Source organism: Mucilaginibacter sp. (assembly GCF_025362475.1).
Classification (GTDB): Bacteria; Bacteroidota; Bacteroidia; order Sphingobacteriales; family Sphingobacteriaceae; genus Mucilaginibacter.
Genome location: NZ_JANYGH010000058.1, coordinates 382,185 through 402,535, shown reverse-complemented (window position 1 = coordinate 402,535; position 20,351 = coordinate 382,185). Strand labels below are relative to the sequence as shown.

20 protein-coding genes are annotated in these 20,351 nt (G+C 40.4%); 7 read left to right on the top strand and 13 right to left on the bottom strand.

All coding sequences use genetic code 11. The annotated features are described in order from the left end of the window. Positions 1 to 102: 102 nt before the first annotated feature. The 6 genes from Q0R88_RS20385 to Q0R88_RS20360 form a co-directional block, all read right to left on the bottom strand. Positions 103 to 2,694: a GH92 family glycosyl hydrolase gene (locus Q0R88_RS20385; RefSeq protein ID WP_295719752.1), complete on the bottom strand. Its 2,592-nt coding sequence runs from the start codon at positions 2,692 to 2,694 to the stop codon at positions 103 to 105. Between the two features lie 130 nt (positions 2,695 to 2,824). Continuing rightward, positions 2,825 to 3,241: a hypothetical protein gene (locus Q0R88_RS20380; RefSeq protein WP_295719750.1), complete on the bottom strand. Its 417-nt coding sequence runs from the start codon at positions 3,239 to 3,241 to the stop codon at positions 2,825 to 2,827. 119 nt (positions 3,242 to 3,360) lie between these two features. After that, a complete protein-coding gene (locus Q0R88_RS20375; protein ID WP_295719748.1) occupies positions 3,361 to 6,501 on the bottom strand; it encodes a CusA/CzcA family heavy metal efflux RND transporter in 3,141 nt (1,046 codons plus the stop codon). A 152-nt stretch (positions 6,502 to 6,653) separates the two neighbouring features. Then, on the bottom strand, positions 6,654 to 7,754 hold the full coding sequence (locus Q0R88_RS20370; protein ID WP_295719747.1) for an efflux RND transporter periplasmic adaptor subunit: 1,101 nt from the start codon (positions 7,752 to 7,754) through the stop codon (positions 6,654 to 6,656). Positions 7,755 to 7,771: 17 nt separating this feature from the next. Beyond that, positions 7,772 to 9,046, bottom strand: coding sequence for a TolC family protein (locus Q0R88_RS20365; RefSeq protein WP_295719745.1), 1,275 nt, complete (start codon positions 9,044 to 9,046; stop codon positions 7,772 to 7,774). Positions 9,047 to 9,296: 250 nt separating this feature from the next. Further along, positions 9,297 to 10,241, bottom strand: a complete 945-nt coding sequence (locus Q0R88_RS20360) for a hypothetical protein (protein ID WP_295719743.1) — start codon at positions 10,239 to 10,241, stop codon at positions 9,297 to 9,299. A gap of 160 nt (positions 10,242 to 10,401) precedes the next feature. Between Q0R88_RS20360 and Q0R88_RS20355 the strand changes: the two genes are divergently transcribed. After that, positions 10,402 to 10,869, top strand: coding sequence for a CYTH domain-containing protein (locus Q0R88_RS20355; RefSeq protein ID WP_295719741.1), 468 nt, complete (start codon positions 10,402 to 10,404; stop codon positions 10,867 to 10,869). Positions 10,870 to 10,883: 14 nt separating this feature from the next. Here Q0R88_RS20355 and Q0R88_RS20350 read toward each other — a convergent pair whose 3' ends face one another. From Q0R88_RS20350 to Q0R88_RS20330, 5 genes are all read right to left on the bottom strand, one after another. Beyond that, positions 10,884 to 11,177, bottom strand: a complete 294-nt coding sequence (locus tag Q0R88_RS20350; RefSeq protein ID WP_295719738.1) for a hypothetical protein — start codon at positions 11,175 to 11,177, stop codon at positions 10,884 to 10,886. A gap of 238 nt (positions 11,178 to 11,415) precedes the next feature. After that, complete coding sequence (locus Q0R88_RS20345; protein ID WP_295719736.1) at positions 11,416 to 11,634, bottom strand: hypothetical protein; 219 nt, start codon at positions 11,632 to 11,634, stop codon at positions 11,416 to 11,418. A 141-nt stretch (positions 11,635 to 11,775) separates the two neighbouring features. Further along, positions 11,776 to 12,159, bottom strand: a complete 384-nt coding sequence (locus tag Q0R88_RS20340; RefSeq protein WP_295719733.1) for a GNAT family protein — start codon at positions 12,157 to 12,159, stop codon at positions 11,776 to 11,778. After that, positions 12,156 to 12,323 carry a hypothetical protein gene (locus Q0R88_RS20335; protein ID WP_295719732.1) on the bottom strand — a complete coding sequence of 56 codons (168 nt, stop codon included), beginning with the start codon at positions 12,321 to 12,323 and terminating at the stop codon, positions 12,156 to 12,158. The genes Q0R88_RS20340 and Q0R88_RS20335 overlap by 4 nt, the downstream gene beginning before the upstream one ends. A 7-nt stretch (positions 12,324 to 12,330) precedes the next feature. After that, positions 12,331 to 13,488, bottom strand: a complete 1,158-nt coding sequence (locus Q0R88_RS20330) for a M28 family peptidase (RefSeq protein ID WP_295719730.1) — start codon at positions 13,486 to 13,488, stop codon at positions 12,331 to 12,333. An 87-nt stretch (positions 13,489 to 13,575) separates the two neighbouring features. On the opposite strand from Q0R88_RS20330, the gene Q0R88_RS20325 reads away from it, so the two are divergent. After that, positions 13,576 to 14,496 (top strand): hypothetical protein, encoded by a 921-nt coding sequence (locus Q0R88_RS20325; protein ID WP_295719728.1) that lies wholly within the window; start codon positions 13,576 to 13,578, stop codon positions 14,494 to 14,496. On the opposite strand, the gene Q0R88_RS20320 is transcribed toward Q0R88_RS20325, so the two are convergent. Next, positions 14,489 to 15,430: a TIM barrel protein gene (locus tag Q0R88_RS20320; RefSeq protein WP_295719726.1), complete on the bottom strand. Its 942-nt coding sequence runs from the start codon at positions 15,428 to 15,430 to the stop codon at positions 14,489 to 14,491. The genes Q0R88_RS20325 and Q0R88_RS20320 overlap by 8 nt on opposite strands. 198 nt (positions 15,431 to 15,628) lie before the next feature. On the opposite strand from Q0R88_RS20320, the gene Q0R88_RS20315 reads away from it, so the two are divergent. The 3 genes from Q0R88_RS20315 (at position 15,629) to Q0R88_RS20305 (ending at position 17,925) form a co-directional block, all read left to right on the top strand. Further along, entirely contained in the window at positions 15,629 to 16,219 is a 591-nt protein-coding gene (locus Q0R88_RS20315; RefSeq protein ID WP_295719724.1) for a TetR/AcrR family transcriptional regulator, read from the top strand. 92 nt (positions 16,220 to 16,311) lie between these two features. Further along, positions 16,312 to 17,148, top strand: coding sequence for an oxidoreductase (locus tag Q0R88_RS20310; protein ID WP_295719723.1), 837 nt, complete (start codon positions 16,312 to 16,314; stop codon positions 17,146 to 17,148). Positions 17,149 to 17,184: 36 nt separating this feature from the next. Continuing rightward, entirely contained in the window at positions 17,185 to 17,925 is a 741-nt protein-coding gene (locus Q0R88_RS20305) for an SDR family oxidoreductase (RefSeq protein ID WP_295719722.1), read from the top strand. A 94-nt stretch (positions 17,926 to 18,019) separates the two neighbouring features. On the opposite strand, the gene Q0R88_RS20300 is transcribed toward Q0R88_RS20305, so the two are convergent. Further along, on the bottom strand, positions 18,020 to 18,535 hold the full coding sequence (locus Q0R88_RS20300) for a hypothetical protein (RefSeq protein ID WP_295719719.1): 516 nt from the start codon (positions 18,533 to 18,535) through the stop codon (positions 18,020 to 18,022). A 416-nt stretch (positions 18,536 to 18,951) separates the two neighbouring features. Here Q0R88_RS20300 and Q0R88_RS20295 point away from each other — a divergent pair, with 416 nt between their 5' ends. Both Q0R88_RS20295 and Q0R88_RS20290 read left to right on the top strand, forming a co-directional pair. Next, positions 18,952 to 19,419 (top strand): hypothetical protein, encoded by a 468-nt coding sequence (locus Q0R88_RS20295; RefSeq protein ID WP_295719717.1) that lies wholly within the window; start codon positions 18,952 to 18,954, stop codon positions 19,417 to 19,419. Between the two features lie 305 nt (positions 19,420 to 19,724). Then, positions 19,725 to 20,330 (top strand): DUF2807 domain-containing protein, encoded by a 606-nt coding sequence (locus Q0R88_RS20290; RefSeq protein ID WP_295719715.1) that lies wholly within the window; start codon positions 19,725 to 19,727, stop codon positions 20,328 to 20,330. The last annotated feature ends 21 nt before the right edge of the window (positions 20,331 to 20,351 follow it).

Here is a 20,351-nt window from a genome sequence, read left to right as displayed (position 1 = left end):
TATCAAATGTTTAGCTTGTGAGCTAATTTATTCCACTGTGATTTCCATCGCAAAATGTACAGTTTATCAGTTTAATAACTTCCGGATTTTAATGTCCCCTTCTTAGTTTTTTAGTTTTATAAAGGTTGCCTCGTCAACAAAACTGCTGTTGCCATTGCTGATAGCTATTGCCTTAACTGTTGTATTGGCCGAAATTATAATAGGCTGGGTATAAAGCAATGAATTTGCTGTTGGCGTTAATCCATCCACGGTGTAATAAATTTTAGCACCGGGCCCGGCGCTTTTTATTTGGATGCTGATGGGCGTTTTGAATGATTTGGATGGAGCTATGATGTAAGGAGTAGCCACGATGAGGCTATCGGTGATCTTTGATGTTGGTTTTTCAATGTCATGTATGAACATCTTATTGGCCAGTTTGCCTGCAAATACCTCAAATTCGCCACCATTGGCAATATCAGCAAAGTTTAAGTATAATTTATTATATGCCTTTTTTGCCAGGCTCATCCCCTGCAGATAGATGTTTCCTTTGCCTATGCTTGCGCCGGAGTTAATGATGGTGAACTGTTTTCCGTTCTCCAGATTAATAACAGCCTTATCAAACTGCGGCACACCTACCTGGAATTGCTGTTGTCCCGGCGCAATGTTATAGATGCCGAGTGAACTCATTACATACCAGGCCGACATTTGTCCGCAATCTTCATTACCGGCCAATCCATCGGGTTTGTTGCTGTATTCTTCGCGCAAGATGCGGTCAATATAAAACTGGGTTTTATCCGGCGAGTCGGTAAAATTGTACAGATAGGCCATATGATGACTTGGTTCATTACCATGTGCATATTGGCCTATCAATCCGCTTACATCGGGTATATCACTTCCTTTTAGTTTTGATTCGGTGGTAAACAATTCGTCCAATTTTGCTTCAAAAGCTTCCTTGCCACCCATCGCTGCCATCAGGCTCTCCACATCCTGCGGAACAAAAAAAGAGTACTGCCAGGAATTGCCCTCGGTGTAATTATTGTTGATCTCGGCAGGGTCAAAAGGGGTTAACCAGCCGCCATTGCTGCGGGCCTGCATAAAACTGTTCTGATTGTTGTAAACGTTTTTCCAGTATTGCGCACGTTTTATGTACGCTGTATAATCCTCTGGTTTGTTGAGCATTTTAGCCATTTGGGCAATACACCAATCGTCATAAGCATACTCCAGTGTTTTAGATACAGATGCCTCTTCCTGATCAGAAAGTACCGCGCCATTTTTACGATAGATATCTAATCCAAATTGATTGCGGTTTACCGCGGCTTTCATAGCTGTAAAGGCTTTCTCCGCATCAAAATCACGAATCCCCTTTGCGTATGCATCTACTATAACCGGGATGGAATGATTACCGATCATGCAATATGTTTCGGTACTGGCCAATGGCCATATCGGGAGCAGCCCGCCCTGGTCATACATCGCCAAAAATGATTTAACAAAGTCGAGCGTACGTTTTCTGTCAATGAGGTTAAGCAGTGGGTTTTCTGCCCGGTAGGTATCCCATAAAGAAAATACGGTGTAGTAATTAAATCCCTGCGCGGTATGCACCTTTTGATCTAAGCCCCTGTATTTACCATCTACATCATTATAAATGCTGGGCGCCAGCATACAGTGGTATAAAGCGGTATAAAAAATGGTCTGTTTGGTTTTAACTTCATCAACCGGGCGGGCTTTTTTACCTTTAAGCATTGGGCTGGACGGATTGGTGACCCCTGGCTGATCATTAAGTTCAGCTTGTTGCGAAGATGATAGTCCGCCGCCTTCTACCTGGATTTTATTTAGTTCGGTATTCCAGGTTGCTTTGGCTGCCTTTTGGATCTTTTTAAAGTCGAAATCGGGTACCTCGGTATCCAGATTTTTTAAGGCCCCATCTGCATCTACAGCCGAGATCCCTACTTTAGAAATTACTTCGCCGGGGTTATCAAACTGTAAATACATTTTGATGTTTTTGCCTTCCACTTTGTTTTTTCCCTCTTGCAGTTTATCATTAAGGGCAATGCCGTATGTTTTAAACGGTTTAGAGAATTTGGCATAAAAGTATACCTGCTGGTCATTAGCCCACGATTTTGATTTGCGGTAACCGCGAATCTCGTGATTATTGATCACCTCTATCCATGAATCAAGCACTTCATCGCGGTGTTGAAGATCTATGATGATATTGGCTTTTTCGACATTGGGGTAATTGTATCGGTGTACACCAACACGTGTGGTCGCGGTAAGTTCAACGCCGATGTTGTATTTATCCAGCAGGGTTTTATAGTAGCCGGGGGATGCTGACTCGTTCTTCTTTTTAAATACAGAACGATATTCGGTATTTTTAAACTGCGGGTCGCCGGTAGTTGGCATAAATAATACATCGCAATAATCGGGGATGCCTGTACCGCTTAAGTGTGTATGCGAAAACCCGTAAACCACCGTATCTGTATAATGGTAACCCGAGCAGCCGTCCCAGCCATCCAGCCGGGTATCGGGGCTAAGCTGCACCATCCCGAAAGGCAGCACAGCACCGGGGTAAGTATGCCCATGCCCGCCGGTGCCAATAAAGGGGTCAACCAGCTGGGCAAAGTCTTTATCTTTTCTTTTTTGTGCCGATGCAGTTAGCGTTATGGTTAATAATAAAGTAAGTGCAAAAGCATTACAAAGTACAGATCTGATGGCTGACATATGGGTAAATACTGTTTTATTATATCACGCAAAATAAAACTTAAATACCACAATGTACTGCTACCATAAATTTTATACAGCAATGATGTGGATACGCAGGTGAGGATGGATTCCTTTAAGGAGGAAAGATTTAATTTATTTGAGTTTCGATTTTTTTGATACTATTGATATTGCGTTTAACGGGCAAATTAAAAAAATGAGATTTACTTGCAAAGATCAAGCTGTCTTTCTTAAACATTGAGTCAAAAAACACGGTAACGCTCTGACCCGTATTATCCGTCAACCGAAGGCTTGTATGAACCGTAACCGGTATTTTAACTTGCTTTCCGTCCTTATCCGTTACCAGGATGCTATCAATTCCGTTGTAAAAGTTTTTTCCATTTTTCAACAAAACACCTGTAAGACCGAGCCTGAAATCGTAAGCATCGGTTATTTTTTCCGGTTTAATATTTTCGAGCTGGGTTGTTAAACTGGCAGGGGTCATGTAATAGGTTTTGCAGGACGTTGCGGATAGCAGGATAACCAGGAGCGAACAAAATACTTTCATATAAGGAATGGGTGTGTGGTAATAAGCCTCTAAAATATAGATTCATCTGATACCCCGCAAGACCTAAAGCTCCTAATAAAAAAACGCCCGGTGTTTGCCCGGGCGTTTTGTATTAGGAGTTAGGCATTTCTTACAACGCCCATTTTTTTCAATAGTTTTCGGTTCTCCCGGCGATGAATCAAACGGTGAACTATAGCATATATAATAGGCAATATAAGTAAGGTTAATATGGTTGATGTAACCAAACCACCGATAACCACAATGGCTAATGGTTTCTGCGTTTCAGACCCAATACCCGTTGATACCGCTGCAGGCATCAATCCTATAGCTGCCATCAGCGCAGTCATTACTACCGGCCTTACCCTGCTTATTACCCCATCTAATATGGCTTTATCAAGTGGGATGTGTTCTTCCAGGTTCTTTTTGAAAACGGATACCAGGATTACCCCATTTTGAATACATACCCCAAACAAGGCTATAAAACCAATACCTGCCGAGATACTGAAATTGGTACCGGTTATGTGCAATGCAAGTATACCACCTATTAACGCGAACGGTACGTTCATGATAACCAGTGTGGCATCTTTAGCGTTACCAAACGTGATAAACAAAATAAGGAATATAACCAGCAAACATATAGGCACTACGTGCGCCAATGTATTTGATGCGCGGATCTGGTTTTCAAACTCGCCAGCCCAAACATCGGTGTATCCATGCCCAAAGGTAACTTTTGAGTGAATTTTATCCTGAGCTTCCCTGATAGTGCTGCCCAGGTCGCGGCCACGAACAGAGAATTTTACGGCAATGTACCTGGTATTATTATCCCTGTAAATAAAGGCAGGGCCGGTGATGGTTTTAATAGTGGCAATTTCCTTTATCGCGATTTTTGATCCGTTTAGGGTAGGCACCATCAGGTTTTCTATCTTATCTTCTGTATCGCGGTATTGCTGCTGGTATCTTATCCTGATATCAAACCGGCGTTCGCCTTCATATAATTCAGTTGCGGCTTTACCACCTATAGCCATTTCAATTACCGAGTTGGCATCGGCTGTTGAAACGCCATACAGCGCCATTTTACGCTGATCAAGCTCAATCCTGAACTCCGGCTGACCTAAATTGCGCAGTACACCAAGATCTTCGACCCCCTGAACAGTTTTCAGGATTTTTAATACACTATCTGCTTTATGATCAAGCGTTTGAAAATCTGGCCCAAATATTTTTACAGCTAATGCCGCATTAACACCCGCTACGGCTTCCTCTACGTTATCACGGATGGGTTGAGAGTAATTGAATACGGTACCGGGGATTTTGCTCAGCTGCTTATCCATCTGGTCAATCAGCTGGTCTTCGGTTAAGCCGCTGGGCCATTCTTTTTTGTTCCTTAAATCCACCTGGATCTGTACATCAAAGAAGCCCTTAGGGTCGGTACCATCATTGGTACGGCCAACCTGTGCCAGGGTTTGTTTTACCTCGGGGAACTTATGCAGTATTTGCATCATTTTTTGGTTGATGCTTTCCGCTTCAGACAGTGAAACGCTCATCGGTAGTTCGGCCTCAACCCACAGGGCGCCTTCGTTAAGGTCAGGTAAAAACTCCGAACCTAAAAACCTGGCCGAGAAGAACGTGATGGCCATAAAGGCTACCGCTACGATAAGGCTAAGTTTCTGATTTTTATATGTGAAGTTGAACATCCGGCGGATGCCGTTTTCAAAAAAGATAACAACCGGGTTATGTTTTTCCCGCACATTTTTTTGCAACAGGATACTTGATAGTGCAGGTACTAATGTAAGTGTAAATATCAGTGCTCCAAGGAGTGCAAAGCCTAAGGTATAAGCCAGCGGACTAAACATTTTACCTTCAACTTTCTGGAATGCAAAGATAGGAATGAGGCAGGTAATGATGATAAGCTTTGAAAAGAAGATAGCCTTACCCATTTCGGCGCCTACATTTTTAAAGAGGCCAAGTTTTGCGAGCCCGTTAAATTTTTGCATGCCCACTTCTTTGGCCTTATGATCAAGCGCCACAAAAATACCCTCGACCATTACAACCGCACCATCTATAATAATACCAAAATCGACTGCCCCCATTGATAACAGGTTGGCGCTCATTCCTTTTATTCGCATACATACGAAGGCAAAAAGTAACGACAACGGGATAATGATGGCTACAGTTAAGGTAGTACGCCAGTCGGCCATGAACAGGAACACGATAACGGTTACCAGGATAATACCCTCGCAAAGGTTATGGATCACCGTTTCGGTACAAAAATCCATCAGGTTGGTACGATCATAAAAGGTATCAATCTTTACATCCTTTGGTAAAATATTCTCGTTCAGATCTTTTACCTTATCACGTATCCGATCTAAAACTTCGGCAGGGTTTTCGCCTTTACGCATTACGATGATACCTTCCAGCACATCCTTCTGCTTATCGCGGCTTACCTGCCCTAAACGCGGCAAACCAGCTTCTTTAATATCGGCAATATCCTTGGCCAGGATAGGTACGTTGTTTACGTTTTTAATGATGATGTTCTGAATCTCTTCAATATTGTTGATAACCCCGATGCCACGCACTACATAGGCCTGGTCATTTTTTTCAATCACATCACCACCCACGTTGATGTTGCTGCGGTTAATGGCGGTGTAAACATCCAGCGATGTTAGCCCGTATTTTTGCAAAAGAGAAGGGTTAACACTAACCTCGTAAGTTTTTTCTTCGCCTCCAAAACTGTTAACATCGGCAACTCCCGGAACGGATTTGAATTGCCTGTCCAACACCCAATCCTGAATAGCAGTAAGCTCGTGGATTGATTTGGTATGGCTTTTAAGTGTGTAACGGTAAATTTCACCTGTTGGGCCATAAGGTGGCTCAACCTCAGGCTTAACGCCATCGGGTAAATCGGCGTTACCCAAACGACTCAACACCTGCTGGCGCGCAAAGGCGTCATCCACATCATCATCAAAAATGATACGCACGTATGATAAACCGAAAGCGGAAGTTGTACGCAGGTTGGCCTTTTTCTGTACCGAGTTTAAAACGGTCTCCATCGGGATGGTGATCATTTTCTCCACCTCTTCGGCGCTGCGGCCAGGCCACTGGGCGATAATGATGATTTGCGTGTTGGTTACATCGGGAAACGTCTCGATGGGCGTATTCATGTAACTCCATATACCAAGCACAACCAGTACCAGTGTCATAAAAAACACAAAATAGCGGTGCCTTAGCGAAAAGTAGATTGTATTTTTAATGAATTTATTCATTTTGATAGTATCAGGTAATTAGATTCTTTTTTAGTATCAAGTATTTAGTATCAAGTAGCAAGACTTTTTTATTAGTTTCAGAGTTAAGTCGTATATCAATATACAGGATCAAAATCTTGATACTTGATACTTGCGACTTGATACTTCTCAAATTAATCTCCTGCTAAAGCATCGTATAAAAGCAAACCATTTTTTGAAATCACCTTATCACCCGCGTTTAACCCTGATGCTATGTAGCTTACATTATCTACTGTTTTAATGACGCTTACTTCGCGCACCTTTAAATTGCATTTGTCGTTATATACAATTACAAAATTTTTGCTGCTATCAAATATTACCGCCTTTGCAGGTATGGATACCGCTGTTGCCGCATCGTTATTGGTGATAACCACATTGGTAAACATTTCCGGCTTCAAAAGCATGTCTTTATTGGGCAATACCACTTTTATTTTCATTACCTTATTGTCCGGATCAAGCACCGAACTTACCGCATCAATTTTACCGTCGAAAACCTTACCCGGATAGGCTATTGTGGTTACTTTGGCTGTGTAGCCGGTTTTAACTTTACTGATGTCTGATTCAAATACGTTGGCCCAAATCCACACATCTTTCATATTTGATATAGTGAATAGGCTTCCGTTATTATCCTGGCGGATAAAGCTGCCTGTAGTTACATTTTTTTCAACGATATAGCCACTTTCCGGCGCCTTTATTACCAGGGTGCCACCGGCATTGGTATTGCCACCGCCATTGATAGCTATCTGCTGTTGTATTTTCCTATTGGCGGCTTGGGCTTTATTGAAATTTTCTTTTGCCTCGGTATAATCGCGCTCGCTTGAGATACCGTTTTTGTATAGGTATTCGGCCTGTTCAAGCTGGCGTTTTGATATCGCCAGGTCGGATTTAGTAGCTGTAAGATCGGTATAGTTACCTGCCACGTCGGCACTGCGCATAATTGCCAGGGTTTGACCTTTGCTTACCTTATCACCTAAGGAAACCTTCACATCCAATATTTGCCCGCTTGAAAAAGGGAAAACTTTAACAACGGTATTTTCATCATTTGATACCTGGCCCGAAAGCGTGAGCTCGTTTTTTATAGCGGTAGTTTTGGCAGTATCAATGGTGATTATTTTGGCCATTGAATCGCTTACACATATTGGTTTGTTTTCTGCAACGGGCTGAGTTTTTCCTTTGCAGGCAGCCAAAAACAGTAAAGCCGAAAGAACAGGTATCAGCGTTTCTCTTTTCATCATATATAGTATAAAGTGTTTTAAGATTTAATTATAGTGGTGCCGGTGGCGAAGTTTAGATCGGCGATAGCCTTTTGCAGGTTATATTGCTGTTGAAGTACTTTAAGTTTGGTATCCTTATAGGTGTCAAAAAAATCAACAAACTCCACCAGGCTAATTTGCCTTTGCTGAAAGCTCTTAAGCATGCTGCTAAACAGTTTATCATACTGCTCATTAAACTCCAGTTGCTGGGTTGAAAACAACTGTTGGTTTAATTTATACTGGTTTACAGCTGCAACAACATCATTTTTAAGCTGGAGCTCATTTTGTTTTACCGTACTTTCCTGGCTTTGGATATTGTATTTAGCCGATTTGATATTGCCCTGGTTGCGGTTAAAGAAGGGCAGGGGTAAGCCAATTTGTAAGCCATAGTAATTTCTGGCATAGCTGCTGTTTTGATCATATGCAGCGCCTATGGTAACATCGGGCACAGCAAGTGCTTTTTGAAAAGCCAGGTTATGGGTTGCCGAGCTTAATTGATATTGGTTAGATAAATAATCGGGCCTGTTGGTTTTGGCCTGTTCAATCAGTGTTGGTATATCAAGCACTACGGTTTCTACCGGTTTATCATTTATCAGTGGGTAAACAAAAGCTGTTTCTTTGGTTTGTAATAAAGTTTTTAGCTCGGTTTGCAGGCTGTTGATTTGGCGGTTGTTTTCCACCATGTCGTTTTGCAAGCCAAAAAGCAAAGCCTTAAGCCTGATGAGGTCCTTCATAGAGGTATTACCCGCATCAAATGATTTTTGGATAGCGCCTACCAGGTTTTTTGCCGAGTTAATTTCATTTTGATAAACCTTCTCCTGCGCGTTAAGCGTAGCCAGCTGGCTAAAATCTAACTGCAAATTGTATCGCAGGTTGCGCATCAGGTCGGCAAATGCAGCTTCCTGAACTTTGGCATCATCTTGCGCCACCTGTACCTGTTTGCCGCGTTTGCCGGCAGTAGCAAATACCTGGCTAAGCTGCACAAAAACTTGCCCGCCACCATTGTTGTGGTTAAAAAATTTGCGGCTGCCACCATCCCATATGTTCTGGTCGGTGCTAAGTACGGGGTTATCCCAAAGTTTGGCTTGCTGTATGAGCGCTTTTGACGCCTCAATATTATATTTTTGGGCTAATAGACTCAGGTTGTTTTCCAAAAACTGTTTTTCGGCGTCCTGAAAGTTAATTTTAACCGTGTCGGTTTGGGCGGTGGCCCGGTTTGTATTACAGCAAAAAAATACAACTAATAAAAATAGCAGGGTTTTTATTTTATACATTGTCCTCAATTCAATTCAACTTTGCAAACATTAGTAACAGGTATGAATTTTCTATGAAGATCGTTTTAACAATATAAATTAAAATAAAGGTTGAATCTTTTAATGTCTACAATAATTGTAGGTTGCTGTAGAGCTATTTAAATATCTGTAAATCAGTAAGTAATTTATTATTAGCAGCTACGAATCAAGTGATTCGCTGCTGCCACAACCACATTTTTTTTATTGTAATACGAAATAAATCACAGAAACCCTAAATTCCAGTTTTTCCTTCAACGTGTACATTTACCTCACTTGCATGGGGCATTCCAAGTGTTTTACCAGGAATTACCTGCAGGTAATATTTAAGATAGCTATCCATTACCGAATGCGAAAGACGGAGATAATTATCTTTAAATGACTGATTGAAAAATGGTATTAAAGGCTTGCCGTAATACATCTGCCCATCTACGGTAACAAAAACGGTGAAGGAATAATAAAAATTAGCGTAAGCTTTGCTAATGGCAATATCATATGTGGGATTCATATAATCATCACTTGTACTAAAATGATTTAACATGTCGCCCTCGGTAATCCATTTTTTAACTTTTACATTTGGGCTTTTGCTTGTGAAAACAACTGGTTCCCTGGCAGAAAAGGCTTTTTTATAATCTTTATTTGCCACAGTTGATAATGATCTGACATATAAAGAATCTTTACGGCTGGGTCTTCTTAATACCCCGGTATCGCTATGAAGTGTGTTTTTTATGTAATCATTGTTATAAAAGGTCATGAATACCCGGACCCCTTTTGTATCAACCGAATCACCGTAGGCTTCAAGTACTTCGAGCCTGAGGCTATCTTTGTTCATCTTTTTTACCTTGAGCCATGTTCTGGCTGTGTTAAAAACAGAATCATATCCCCTGGTAAGCGGAAAGTTTATAAACCGGCCTTTTGTTGGGCTGTAGATACTTACTGAATCGTCTGAAACAAAATTCATTTGCCATTGAGGTTCCAGTTGGTAGCCGTAATTATTAAAAGAAAGCCCATTTGCAGTGCGCCGTGAAATTTCTGTATAAGTGCTACCGAATATTGGTTTAAACGATATCCGGTCCTTTTCGCCATCATGTTTAACTACGGAAGGTTGTTTGCAGCCCTGATTAAAAAAGTTAATTGATAATATCAAAATTAACCCTGAAAGTTTTATTATCGGTTTCATAAGGCTATTTAATTTAGGTTAAAGGAATATACATTAAATATAGGCTATTGATTTTTAAAAAGTTAATATTTGTGAATATTTTAAAATAAGAGTACCATTACCTAACAGAATTTAAAACCATCTGCTAAAAGGCAGGTTAAATTTAAAAAACAGCAAACCGATGGGAGTTGAAATTGAGCGAAAGTTTTTGGTTGATCAGGAACAATGGCAGCAAATGCCTAAGCCGATAGGGACGTATTTTAGACAAGGATACATTTTAAGTGATGATACTAAAACCATCCGCATACGCGTAACGCCCGACCAGGGTTTTATCACCATAAAGGGTAGTACAAAAGGTATTAGCCGCCTTGAGTATGAGTACACCATACCTGCTGTTGAAGGGGAAGAATTGCTGGATAATTTTGCAGTATCTGAATTAAGGAAACGACGTTACTGTATTGAAGTTGCGGGTAAGGTTTGGGAAGTTGACGAGTTTTTAGGAGAAAATAAAGGTTTGCTGCTCGCAGAAATTGAGCTTGACAGCGAAGATGAAAAGTTCATACTCCCGCCATGGGTTACCAAAGAGGTTACCGGCGACGATAGGTATTACAATTCAAACCTGGCTGTAAAGCCGTTCGGTAAATGGTAAATGTGTGCTATATTTTAAGCGCACTCCGGCAAGCCAAACAATATTTCAGATTCGGATTCATCATTAACCGTTTTTACGTATTTATTTCCTTCGGGGCAGAGGGCTGGGATGAGGCAGGTTTTGTTTCCGCTATCATCTAAAATATAGGCTTCGCCCTCTTTATTCTTTATCCAGTCATGCAGTTTGGTCCGCTCTGTTATTCCCTTTACGTTTATGCGCTCGTTCACCCACTCCAATGAATCGATAGCCACATACGGATTGTGATGCAATTTAGCATCGGTTTTAATACAAAGTATACGTACAGCCATATCAAATTGCTTTAATTATTAGGTGCTATAAAATTAAAGCAAATGTTAAAGCGATGGAATAGGTGTTTTCACCCATTTTAACGTACGTATAATTACTTAACCAGATAGGCGGTTGCCTGCGACCGATTAGCTAAAACTTTTTGGTAAAGTGATGATAAGGGCTTGTGGTAAAACTTTGAAAACGCAAAAGCCCCGGCTTAAACAAAATTAAGCCAGGGCTTTATAGGTTAATAAAATATTAAGCCCAGCCAGTGCCTTTTTTTGCATTACCATTGCTGATATGCTCTTCGGCTGTAGCTTTGCCCATAATAGCAGCCATTTTGTTTCCTGCGGCATCTTTGCCGGTAGCAATGTACCTTCCCGATTTAATATCAATCACAGGATCAATCATCGGTACATTCTTAGTTTTTGTTTTTACTGAATACGCGGTAATACCGCTTCCTTTTTCTGTTGCCATGATAAGTTTCTTTTTTGTTTTTTAGTTTAACTCCATTTATACTGAATTGTTTTCAGCTTAGATATAATTGGTTTCGAGTTGTAAACATGCATTAAAATTTTTTAATTCAAAATGTTTCGTATAAATAATTTGTTAACACATTTACTTTTTTGTTAATAATGAATAAATAACCGTATCGGCAAAGCTTCCATTAACTAAATGATCTTCCTTAAAATAACCCTCACGTACAAAATTATTGCGCTCGAGCAGTTTAAGTGATGCTGTATTTTGGGGATCAACATTAGCCTGGATACTGTGCAGGTGCATGACTTCAAATCCAAAGTTTAAAACAGCCGCTACAGCTTCCTGCATAATACCCTTACCCTGGTGTACCGGGTTTAAGAGATACCCAATCTCGGCCCGGTGATTTTCCTTTTCTATCCGCCAAAAGCCTATACTTCCAATAAATTCGGCATCGGTTTTAAACGATATGCACCAGGTAATGCCATTGTTGCCTGCCAGCAACTCATCAATTACATTTATCATACAGCATCATCCACCGTTTTGGCCAACGGACGACCGATATATTGCATCACGTCCGCATCACCGCGCAATTTAAAAAGGTTGGCTGCATCGGCATTAATAAACCGGCGAAGTATCAAACGTTCTGTAGTTAAAACCGGAAATGGTGAAAAGTTTGGATTGAGCATATCCTGATTATGGCTTAACGTTTTGCATGAGCGAACTGTTGAACTTTACAATCAGCCAGAACAGATCTTTATACTTATTGAGTGGTAAGGTGGCGCTGATATCAAAAACATCGTGGTACGCTTTTATACCTCCCAAGGTGTATATGAAAAAAGCAGGCACACCTTTTTCTGTAAATAAATAATGGTCGCTATTGGCGGCTTTTCCGCGGGGCATCACCTTTACAAAGTAATGACCCTCGTTGTTAATTTGCTGTATGGCGGCAAACTCCTTTGGATATACTGTTGCGTTTACTACCGTGATTCCATCTATGCCCGTGCCATTAAGATCAAGGTTGATGAGAAAGCGGATGCTTTTTAAAGGGATAAGCGGGTTTTCTGTAAAATATTTGGACCCAAGTAAGCCGGCTTCCTCGCCAGAAAAACCAATGAACGCCATGGTATAAGGCTGCGGATTTGCCGCGTAATATTTGGCCAGACTTAGCAATTGGGTAAGCCCGCTGGCGTTATCATTTGCGCCGGGGAAATAGGTATCGCTGCCCATGCCTCCCAAATGATCATAATGCGCGGTAATCATAATTATAGAATCGGGCTTTACTGTGCCCTTTACTAAACCACAAACGTTAGCGGTTTTAAAATTGGGGATAACCTCGTTTTCAATAGCAACTTTAATGGACGCCGGCATTTGTTTCAAAGCCTTTTTATCAACTTGTATCAGTGTAAAATCAAGCGCTTTACCTTCAACAGACCAGGTAAGTTTATCCTCTACCGAAACAATAATCCTGTTTTTGCGATCAACAAAGTGTGTACTATCCGTTTGCTCCAGTTTGCCTGCGCCGGTTACACCTTTACTCTCCGGGCTTACAATAAATTCTTTACCGGGGATGAGCTTAATCCCATTTATAGTAGCCTCCATTTTGCCGGGGAATATATTAACCGGGTAACTAAATTCCTGCAGGTAACTTTTGCCATCCATAGGTTTTACACCGTAGCTGTTAAATTGTGCCGATATAAAAGCCGCGGCTTTGTGTACGCCATCGTGCGTATAACCGCGCCCCCAAAAGTAGGGTGATGTAAGGGTATCAACTAACTTACGGGCAAAAAGGCTGTCCTGGGCAAAGCTAAGGCTGGATATGAAAAGTAATAGGATTGTAAGTTTAAATTTCATTTATAAAATTATGTATTTAGTTTACTTTTTGTTGAACGGGCTGATTAGTTTAAATTGCCCTGGTAAAAAAACGGATAAGCACGCGAAATGAATTTCAATATTAACCACATCAATTATTACAATATACTTGCCATGTTGGTTGCCTCATGCCTTGCCTTGTTTATTCCGTTTGAACTGGTGCTGCTATCATACGCTATACTTGGCCCGGCGCATTACCTTACCGAGATTTCATGGCTAAACGGGCGACAATTTTTTACGCTGAAAAAGTATGATTTTCTGTTGATAGTAAGTGTAGTTATAGTCACGGTTTTGCTTAAACTGCCTTTTGCCAATCTTGTTTACTATGCCTTTGGTCTGTCGTTCATTATGCTGGTAACCAATAATTCTTTTACACGCCTGTTTGCTTTTGCCTTACTTGTAGCACTGGGGTACTTCTTGCTCAGCAACAATTTACTGCGAACCATTTTTGGGCTATATATCCCTACACTTATTCATGTTTATATCTTCACCGGGGCTTTTTTATTATTGGGCGCATTAAAGAACCGCCATTTTTCTGGTTACCTGGCATTATTTATATTTTTGGTTTGCCCGGTATTGTTGTGCCTGTTGTTTACCAATTTGCACCAGGCGCCAACGCAATGGGCCATGAGTAATTATAAACATTTTGCACACCTCAATACTGTAACACTGCGCAACCAGGCCATAAATATTTACACCAACCAGGCCAGTATTGTATTAACCAGGCTTATTGCTTTTGCCTACACCTATCATTATATTAACTGGTTTACCAAAACAAAAGTGATTAAATGGCATCGCATTTCGGTGACAAAAGCGGTTATTGCAGGGCTTATCTGGGTAGCCTCCGTTGGCTTATATTTTTATAATTATAATTTAGGCATTAAATGGTTGTTTATACTTAGCCTGGCGCACGTTATATTAGAATTTCCGCTTAATCACCGCAGTTTTATGGGGATAGGGAGGGAGTTAAAGGGGCGATTCTCTACATAAAACTATCCGCTTCCCTGTAAGCTTTTATCAAAGCAAGCTCACCTTCTTTACCTTGTCCGGCTGTGCCGTGCTCCATGCCCAAAACGCCGCGGTAGCCTTTGTTATAAATATGCTTAAATATGTTTTTGTAGTTTACTTCGCCGGTGCCTGGTTCTTTACGGCCGGGGTTATCGCCTATCTGGTAGTAACCAATTTCGTCATAAACCAAATCGAGGGTAGGGATAATGTTGCCCTGGTTACGCTGTACGTGGTACATATCATACAGGATTTTGCATGACGGACTGCCCACAGCCTTACAAATAGCATAAGCCTGATCAGGAGTACGCAGGAAAAGGTCGGGATTATCACTTAACGGCTCTAATACCATAATAACGCCATGCGGCTCCAATATGGCTGTCCCTTTTTTAATCGCTTCTATTACGTTGCCCGTTTGTACGCCAATGGGCAGGTTGCGCACAAAATCGCCGGGTACTACCGTAACCAGCTTGCTGTTGATGCGTTTAGCAATTTCAACAGCCTGTTTACAGGAGGCTATGAATTTTTCAACCTGGTCGGCTTTGCCCGATGCCAGCATATTACTATCGTTACCCAAACCCGGTTGCACAAAAACCCCCATGCCCATACCCAGTTTGGCCAGTGTATCGCCTATTTTTTTCTGTTGATCTTCGGGGCGACCGCTCATCCCATTATCTTCTATTGACCGGAAGCCTTTGTCATATGCAAATTTTATCTGCTCAATAAAATCATCACCAGCATGGTTTTTAAACATGCCATCATGAATGCCATAATTAAGATTGAATGGTTTATCGGTAGCTATTGCGGTTAAACTGGCTGGATCAGTACTGCCTGTAAGCGTGGCCGCTTTTAAAACACCGGTTGTAAGTAATGATGCACCCGCAAGTACCGAGCTTTGCACAAAATTTCTGCGTTTCATAGGTTTTGATTGGTTTGAGCAAGCAAGATAGTTTTTTGAGAATAAAGGACAAAGGATTTATAGATAAAAGAAAATGCGGGTGATAAAACGGGGATTTAATGGGTTTCTTCATCCTAATGTCACAACAAATAAAACCTTAATAAATAATTTGAATTTTAGACTTTTTGGTCTAATTTTGTTCTGTCAATCATCAACAATATGGGCAAAGCAGAAAGAACAAGGCAATTTATTATAGAGCAGGCTGCACCGCTTTTTAACGAGAAGGGGATAGCCGGCACCACAATTGATGATATACTTGCCGCTACCAAAATGGCAAAAGGCGGGCTGTATGGTCATTTTGAAAACAAAGAGGAAATTGCAACGGTAATGGTTGATTACCTGCTAAATAAACTGGGTGATAAAATCGCCTCGGTAATAAACAAGGAGAAAACAGCCATCAAGAAGCTTTTTGCTTTTATTGATGTGTATAAGGATCCCATCAACTCGTATATAGCCGGTGGCTGTCCGATACTCAACTTTGGTGTGGAAGCGGATGATACTAATCCTGCTATTAAACAAAAAGTAAAGGTCATGATTGAAGAAGGGCAGCAAGGCTTTCGCGATATCATTAATGAGGGGGTAGCGAATAAAGAGTTTTCTGCAGATATTAATCCGGCAGAAATGGCCATGAAGATTTTTACTATGCTGGAAGGCGGCATGATGATGTCTCGTGTTACAGGCAACACTAAATATATGCATGACATTATCAAAATGCTTAAGGCTGATTTGAAGAGCTACCAATTAAAATAACTATAAAGATTAAATATACCGAACCTGATAAAGGTTTTTTTAAATGCTAAAAATAGACCAAAAAGTCTAAAAAAAATAAATTGATAAACAAAATGAAAACTCAAAAAGTATTATTTGTAACCGGCGCCTCAAAAGGTTTTGGTTTAGAGATCACAAAAACAGCCTTAGCTGCAGGCGATAAAGTTGTAGCAACCGTGCGCAGTAAGGCCGATCAATTAGCGGCAGCCCTTGGCAATAACCCCAATTTGTTGGTGGTAACTATGGATGTAACCAACGAAGAGCAGGTAAAAGTTGCAGTAAAGCAAAGCATCGATCATTTTGGTAAGATTGATGTGCTGATCAACAATGCTGGTTTTGGCATAGTTACCGCCATTGAAGAAGCTACAGATGCCGAAGTGAAAAATCAATATGAAACCAATGTATTCGGTTTATTAAACGTGATTCGTGCGGTTTTACCTCATTTGCGTGCACAACGCTCCGGGCATATCATTAATGTATCATCATTGTTTGGGTTTGATGCAATACCGGGCTGGGCACTCTACGGATCAACCAAATTTGCAGTTGAAGGAATTTCAAAAGGATTAGCTGTTGAATTGGCTCCGTTAAACATAAAAGTTACCGTTGTTGAGCCCGGTTTGTTCAGCACTGATTTTCTGAGCACCGAATCATATACCGCATCAAAAAATATCATTGCCGATTATGATGCAACCGTGGGCCCAATGAGGGCAATGGCCGATCAATTACACGGCAACCAGCCGGGCGATCCCAAAAAGCTGGCTAAAGTTGTTGTTGACATTGCCCATACAGAAAACCCTCCGTTACTCTTGCCAATTGGTAAAGATGCTGTTGGTACTTACAAAAACAATGCGGAAAAAACAGGTAAAGAAATTGATCAATGGATCGAAGTTTCAACCAGTACAGATCACTAATAATTAAAAATTAACAAACAACCATTAACAAAAATCATGTCAACAAAAAAAGTAGCCTTAATAACAGGCGCAAACCGCGGTTTAGGATTTGAAACCGCAAAACAATTAGGAGAAAATGGAATCGCTGTAATATTAGCAGCACGCCAGTTAAGTGCCGCCGAAGCTGCGGCAGCTGAGTTAGCCGCCCAGGGTATTGAGGCTTATGGCATTCAGCTGGATGTTACAAACCCTGAACAAAGGGTAGCTGCTGCGGCCTATATTGAAAATAAATTTGGCAAGCTGGATATCCTGGTAAACAACGCTGGTGTGGGGCCTAAAAATGATTCGGCATTTGTAAAGAAAAACGTTGAAACTACTGCAGATGAATTTGAGTATGTTTTTGAAACCAATTTTTTTAGTGTTGTTTACCTTACCAATGCCTTGCTTCCTTTATTGAAGAAAAGCGATGCCGGCCGCATAGTTAATCTATCAAGCATATTGGGGTCGCTTACTGTACATTCTATACCTAATGGTCCTATAGATGCAGCCAAGAGGTTATCATACAATGCCTCAAAAACCGCTTTAAATGTTTTTACGGTGCATTTGGCCCAGGAATTACAGGGTACAGGTATTAAAGTAAACTCGGTACACCCGGGTTGGGTTAAAACCGAAATAGGAACAGAACATGCTCCAATGGAAATTCCGGATGGTGCTAAAACCAGCGTAGAGATGGCTTTAATTGGCGAAGATGGCCCTAACGGTAAATTTTACCATTTGGGTAAAGAGATGCCCTGGTAATCAGGCAAAATATACCATGTAATAAAAGAGGGCGTTGTTTTTAAAACAGCGCCCTCTTTTATTATACATCGGAAATCTTGTTTAAAACAGGAAACTATTTTCCGGTTATTGTAACGTTGAATTTTCCGTTGGTGATGGATTTAATTTTGCCGGTTCCGTTGCCTATAGAAATTGTATTGGTAACGTTACCTTTAAAGGTACCCTGTATATTGGTTGCGCTTATTGATGTTACTGTAACTGATACCAGTTTAGCAGTGTTACTATCATCATTAAAATAGTCATTGTTGTCATCAGGTGCATATAACAGCAGTGGCTTGTCGTTCGCATTGGCTGCTGCTGCAGAATATGTTTTGCCGGCTGTTATGGTGCCATTTAAAGTTATCGAGATAACCGCCTTATTTGACGCGGTACCCGTTACGCTTGTGAATTTTACGCCGCCAACGGTGCCTGTAAGGCCAATCGCGTTGTTGTTAAATGTTGTGGCCGTTCCGTCAATACTTGCTGAAATTGAGGTTGATACTGTTGCTTCCTTATCATCTTTTTTACATGAATTTAGGGTTATTACGCCAAATGTTAAGGTTAATAGGATAATTGCTTTAATTGATTTCATTGTTTGTGCAGGTTTGTTAAGTGATATTGTTTAGTTATATGTTTTATTATTCAATAATCTATTGATAATCGCGCAAAGATATTTAATAATAACTTAAATATCTTTTATTATATGTTAAATAATTGATTCTTTAAATTATTATACTGTATTTAAAAATATAAATGTTTTATCTGTTACATTAAAAACTGAGTTTTTTATTGCGTAGGAGGAATGCATTTTAATTAAATATAAGGTAGATTAAATGCACTGTACAAGGAGGGAGAAATCCTTTTGATATAAAAAATCACCCGAAAAGTAAAAAGGATACCAATAGTTAAATTTATACAATTTTAGCCGGTGCTGCTTTTATAATATTGTGCATGCATTTACTTATAAAGCTTTACAAGCCGTATACAATCCTTTTAATATTCATATTAGTGACGGCTAAAATCAGTCATGCACAGCAACCGACAAATTATCCTAAAGTGACGGGTTACTTTAGTGTTTTTAATCCCGTTGCAACCTGGAATAAAGATGGTGTCACCAGTAATTTCTCCGATGTATATACCATTTGCTTTCCGTTTGGAGTTAATATTTTAAAAAGCGACCACTTTGGGGTGAGCTTTGAGGTTGCGCCGGCAATCCGCACAGAAAAAAATATATCAAAGGTCAATTCTGTTTTATTTCATCCCGGTGCCATGTTTCGGTTTAAACATGGCTTTACCTTTATCGGTCGCATGGCTTTTGAAACAAATGGCCGTTTTGGGTTTACACCCGTTTTTAACCAGATGATTGTTAAGGGAAAAGATGCCGGCTTTTTTGTTTCGGTACCATTGCCGGTAAGGTTTGGCAATAACCAGCCAGCTTCTGTAACTACCGGCCTGCAATTGGGTGTAACTTTTTAAGCAGATCTTTAATAAACAATTCCCAGGTTAAGGATCAAATTCATCGCTGTTCTTCTAAGTTGTAACTGAAATTATTGTTTTCAGGTAGATGTATTCTCATAAAACATCTATAGTTATAGTGCTGCGTCTCTCCCTCCAAAAAAATCTTCCGCCATTCACCGATGTTTTCACCCCGTTGGCCGATGAAAACAGGGTGTACATCTAATTCACCCAAAATGGCTGTAACGTTTTAAAAATGGTGGCGTCTTATTGGTGTATTTAAAAATATAAAAACACAATCACTTGACAATCAAAATATTAATATCATGAAAACAACATTCTTTACCATCGCCGCTTCATTAGTTTTAGTAGCTGGTTTATCAACTTCAACTTTCGCATCTACAAAAAATACTCAAACTGTTGCTACTGTTTTAACCGATGTAAGCAACATCAGTAAAATCGAAATCCGCGGTAATGTGGAGCTTTACGTATCTGCCGGCACAACCGACCAGGTGAAGGTTTACAATAAATATTATGCCGAAAGCGCTTTGGTGCAAAGCTCAAAAGGTGTATTGCGCATTGCATCATACACTGCAGAAAAATTGGTAGTATGGGTAACAGCAAATGATCTGCGTGCCATCAGTGCTTATGATAATGCCGAGGTAAAATCATTTGGTAACTTATCTGCTATCGATCTGGAAGTTAACCTGCACAACAACGCTACTGCTAAACTGAAATTGGAAACTTACAATACCAATGTTAACGTAAGCGACAATGCTAAAATTGAGCTTACAGGTACAGCTACCGTGTATAACTTAAACCACAACCTGCAATCAAGTGTAAACAACAATAACTTTGTTGCCGGTACTTATAATGATAGAGTAACCAACGGTACTACTGCCAAAAACGAAAATGATTTAGCCGGTATATAATATATAAAAAAGCTTTTGCAA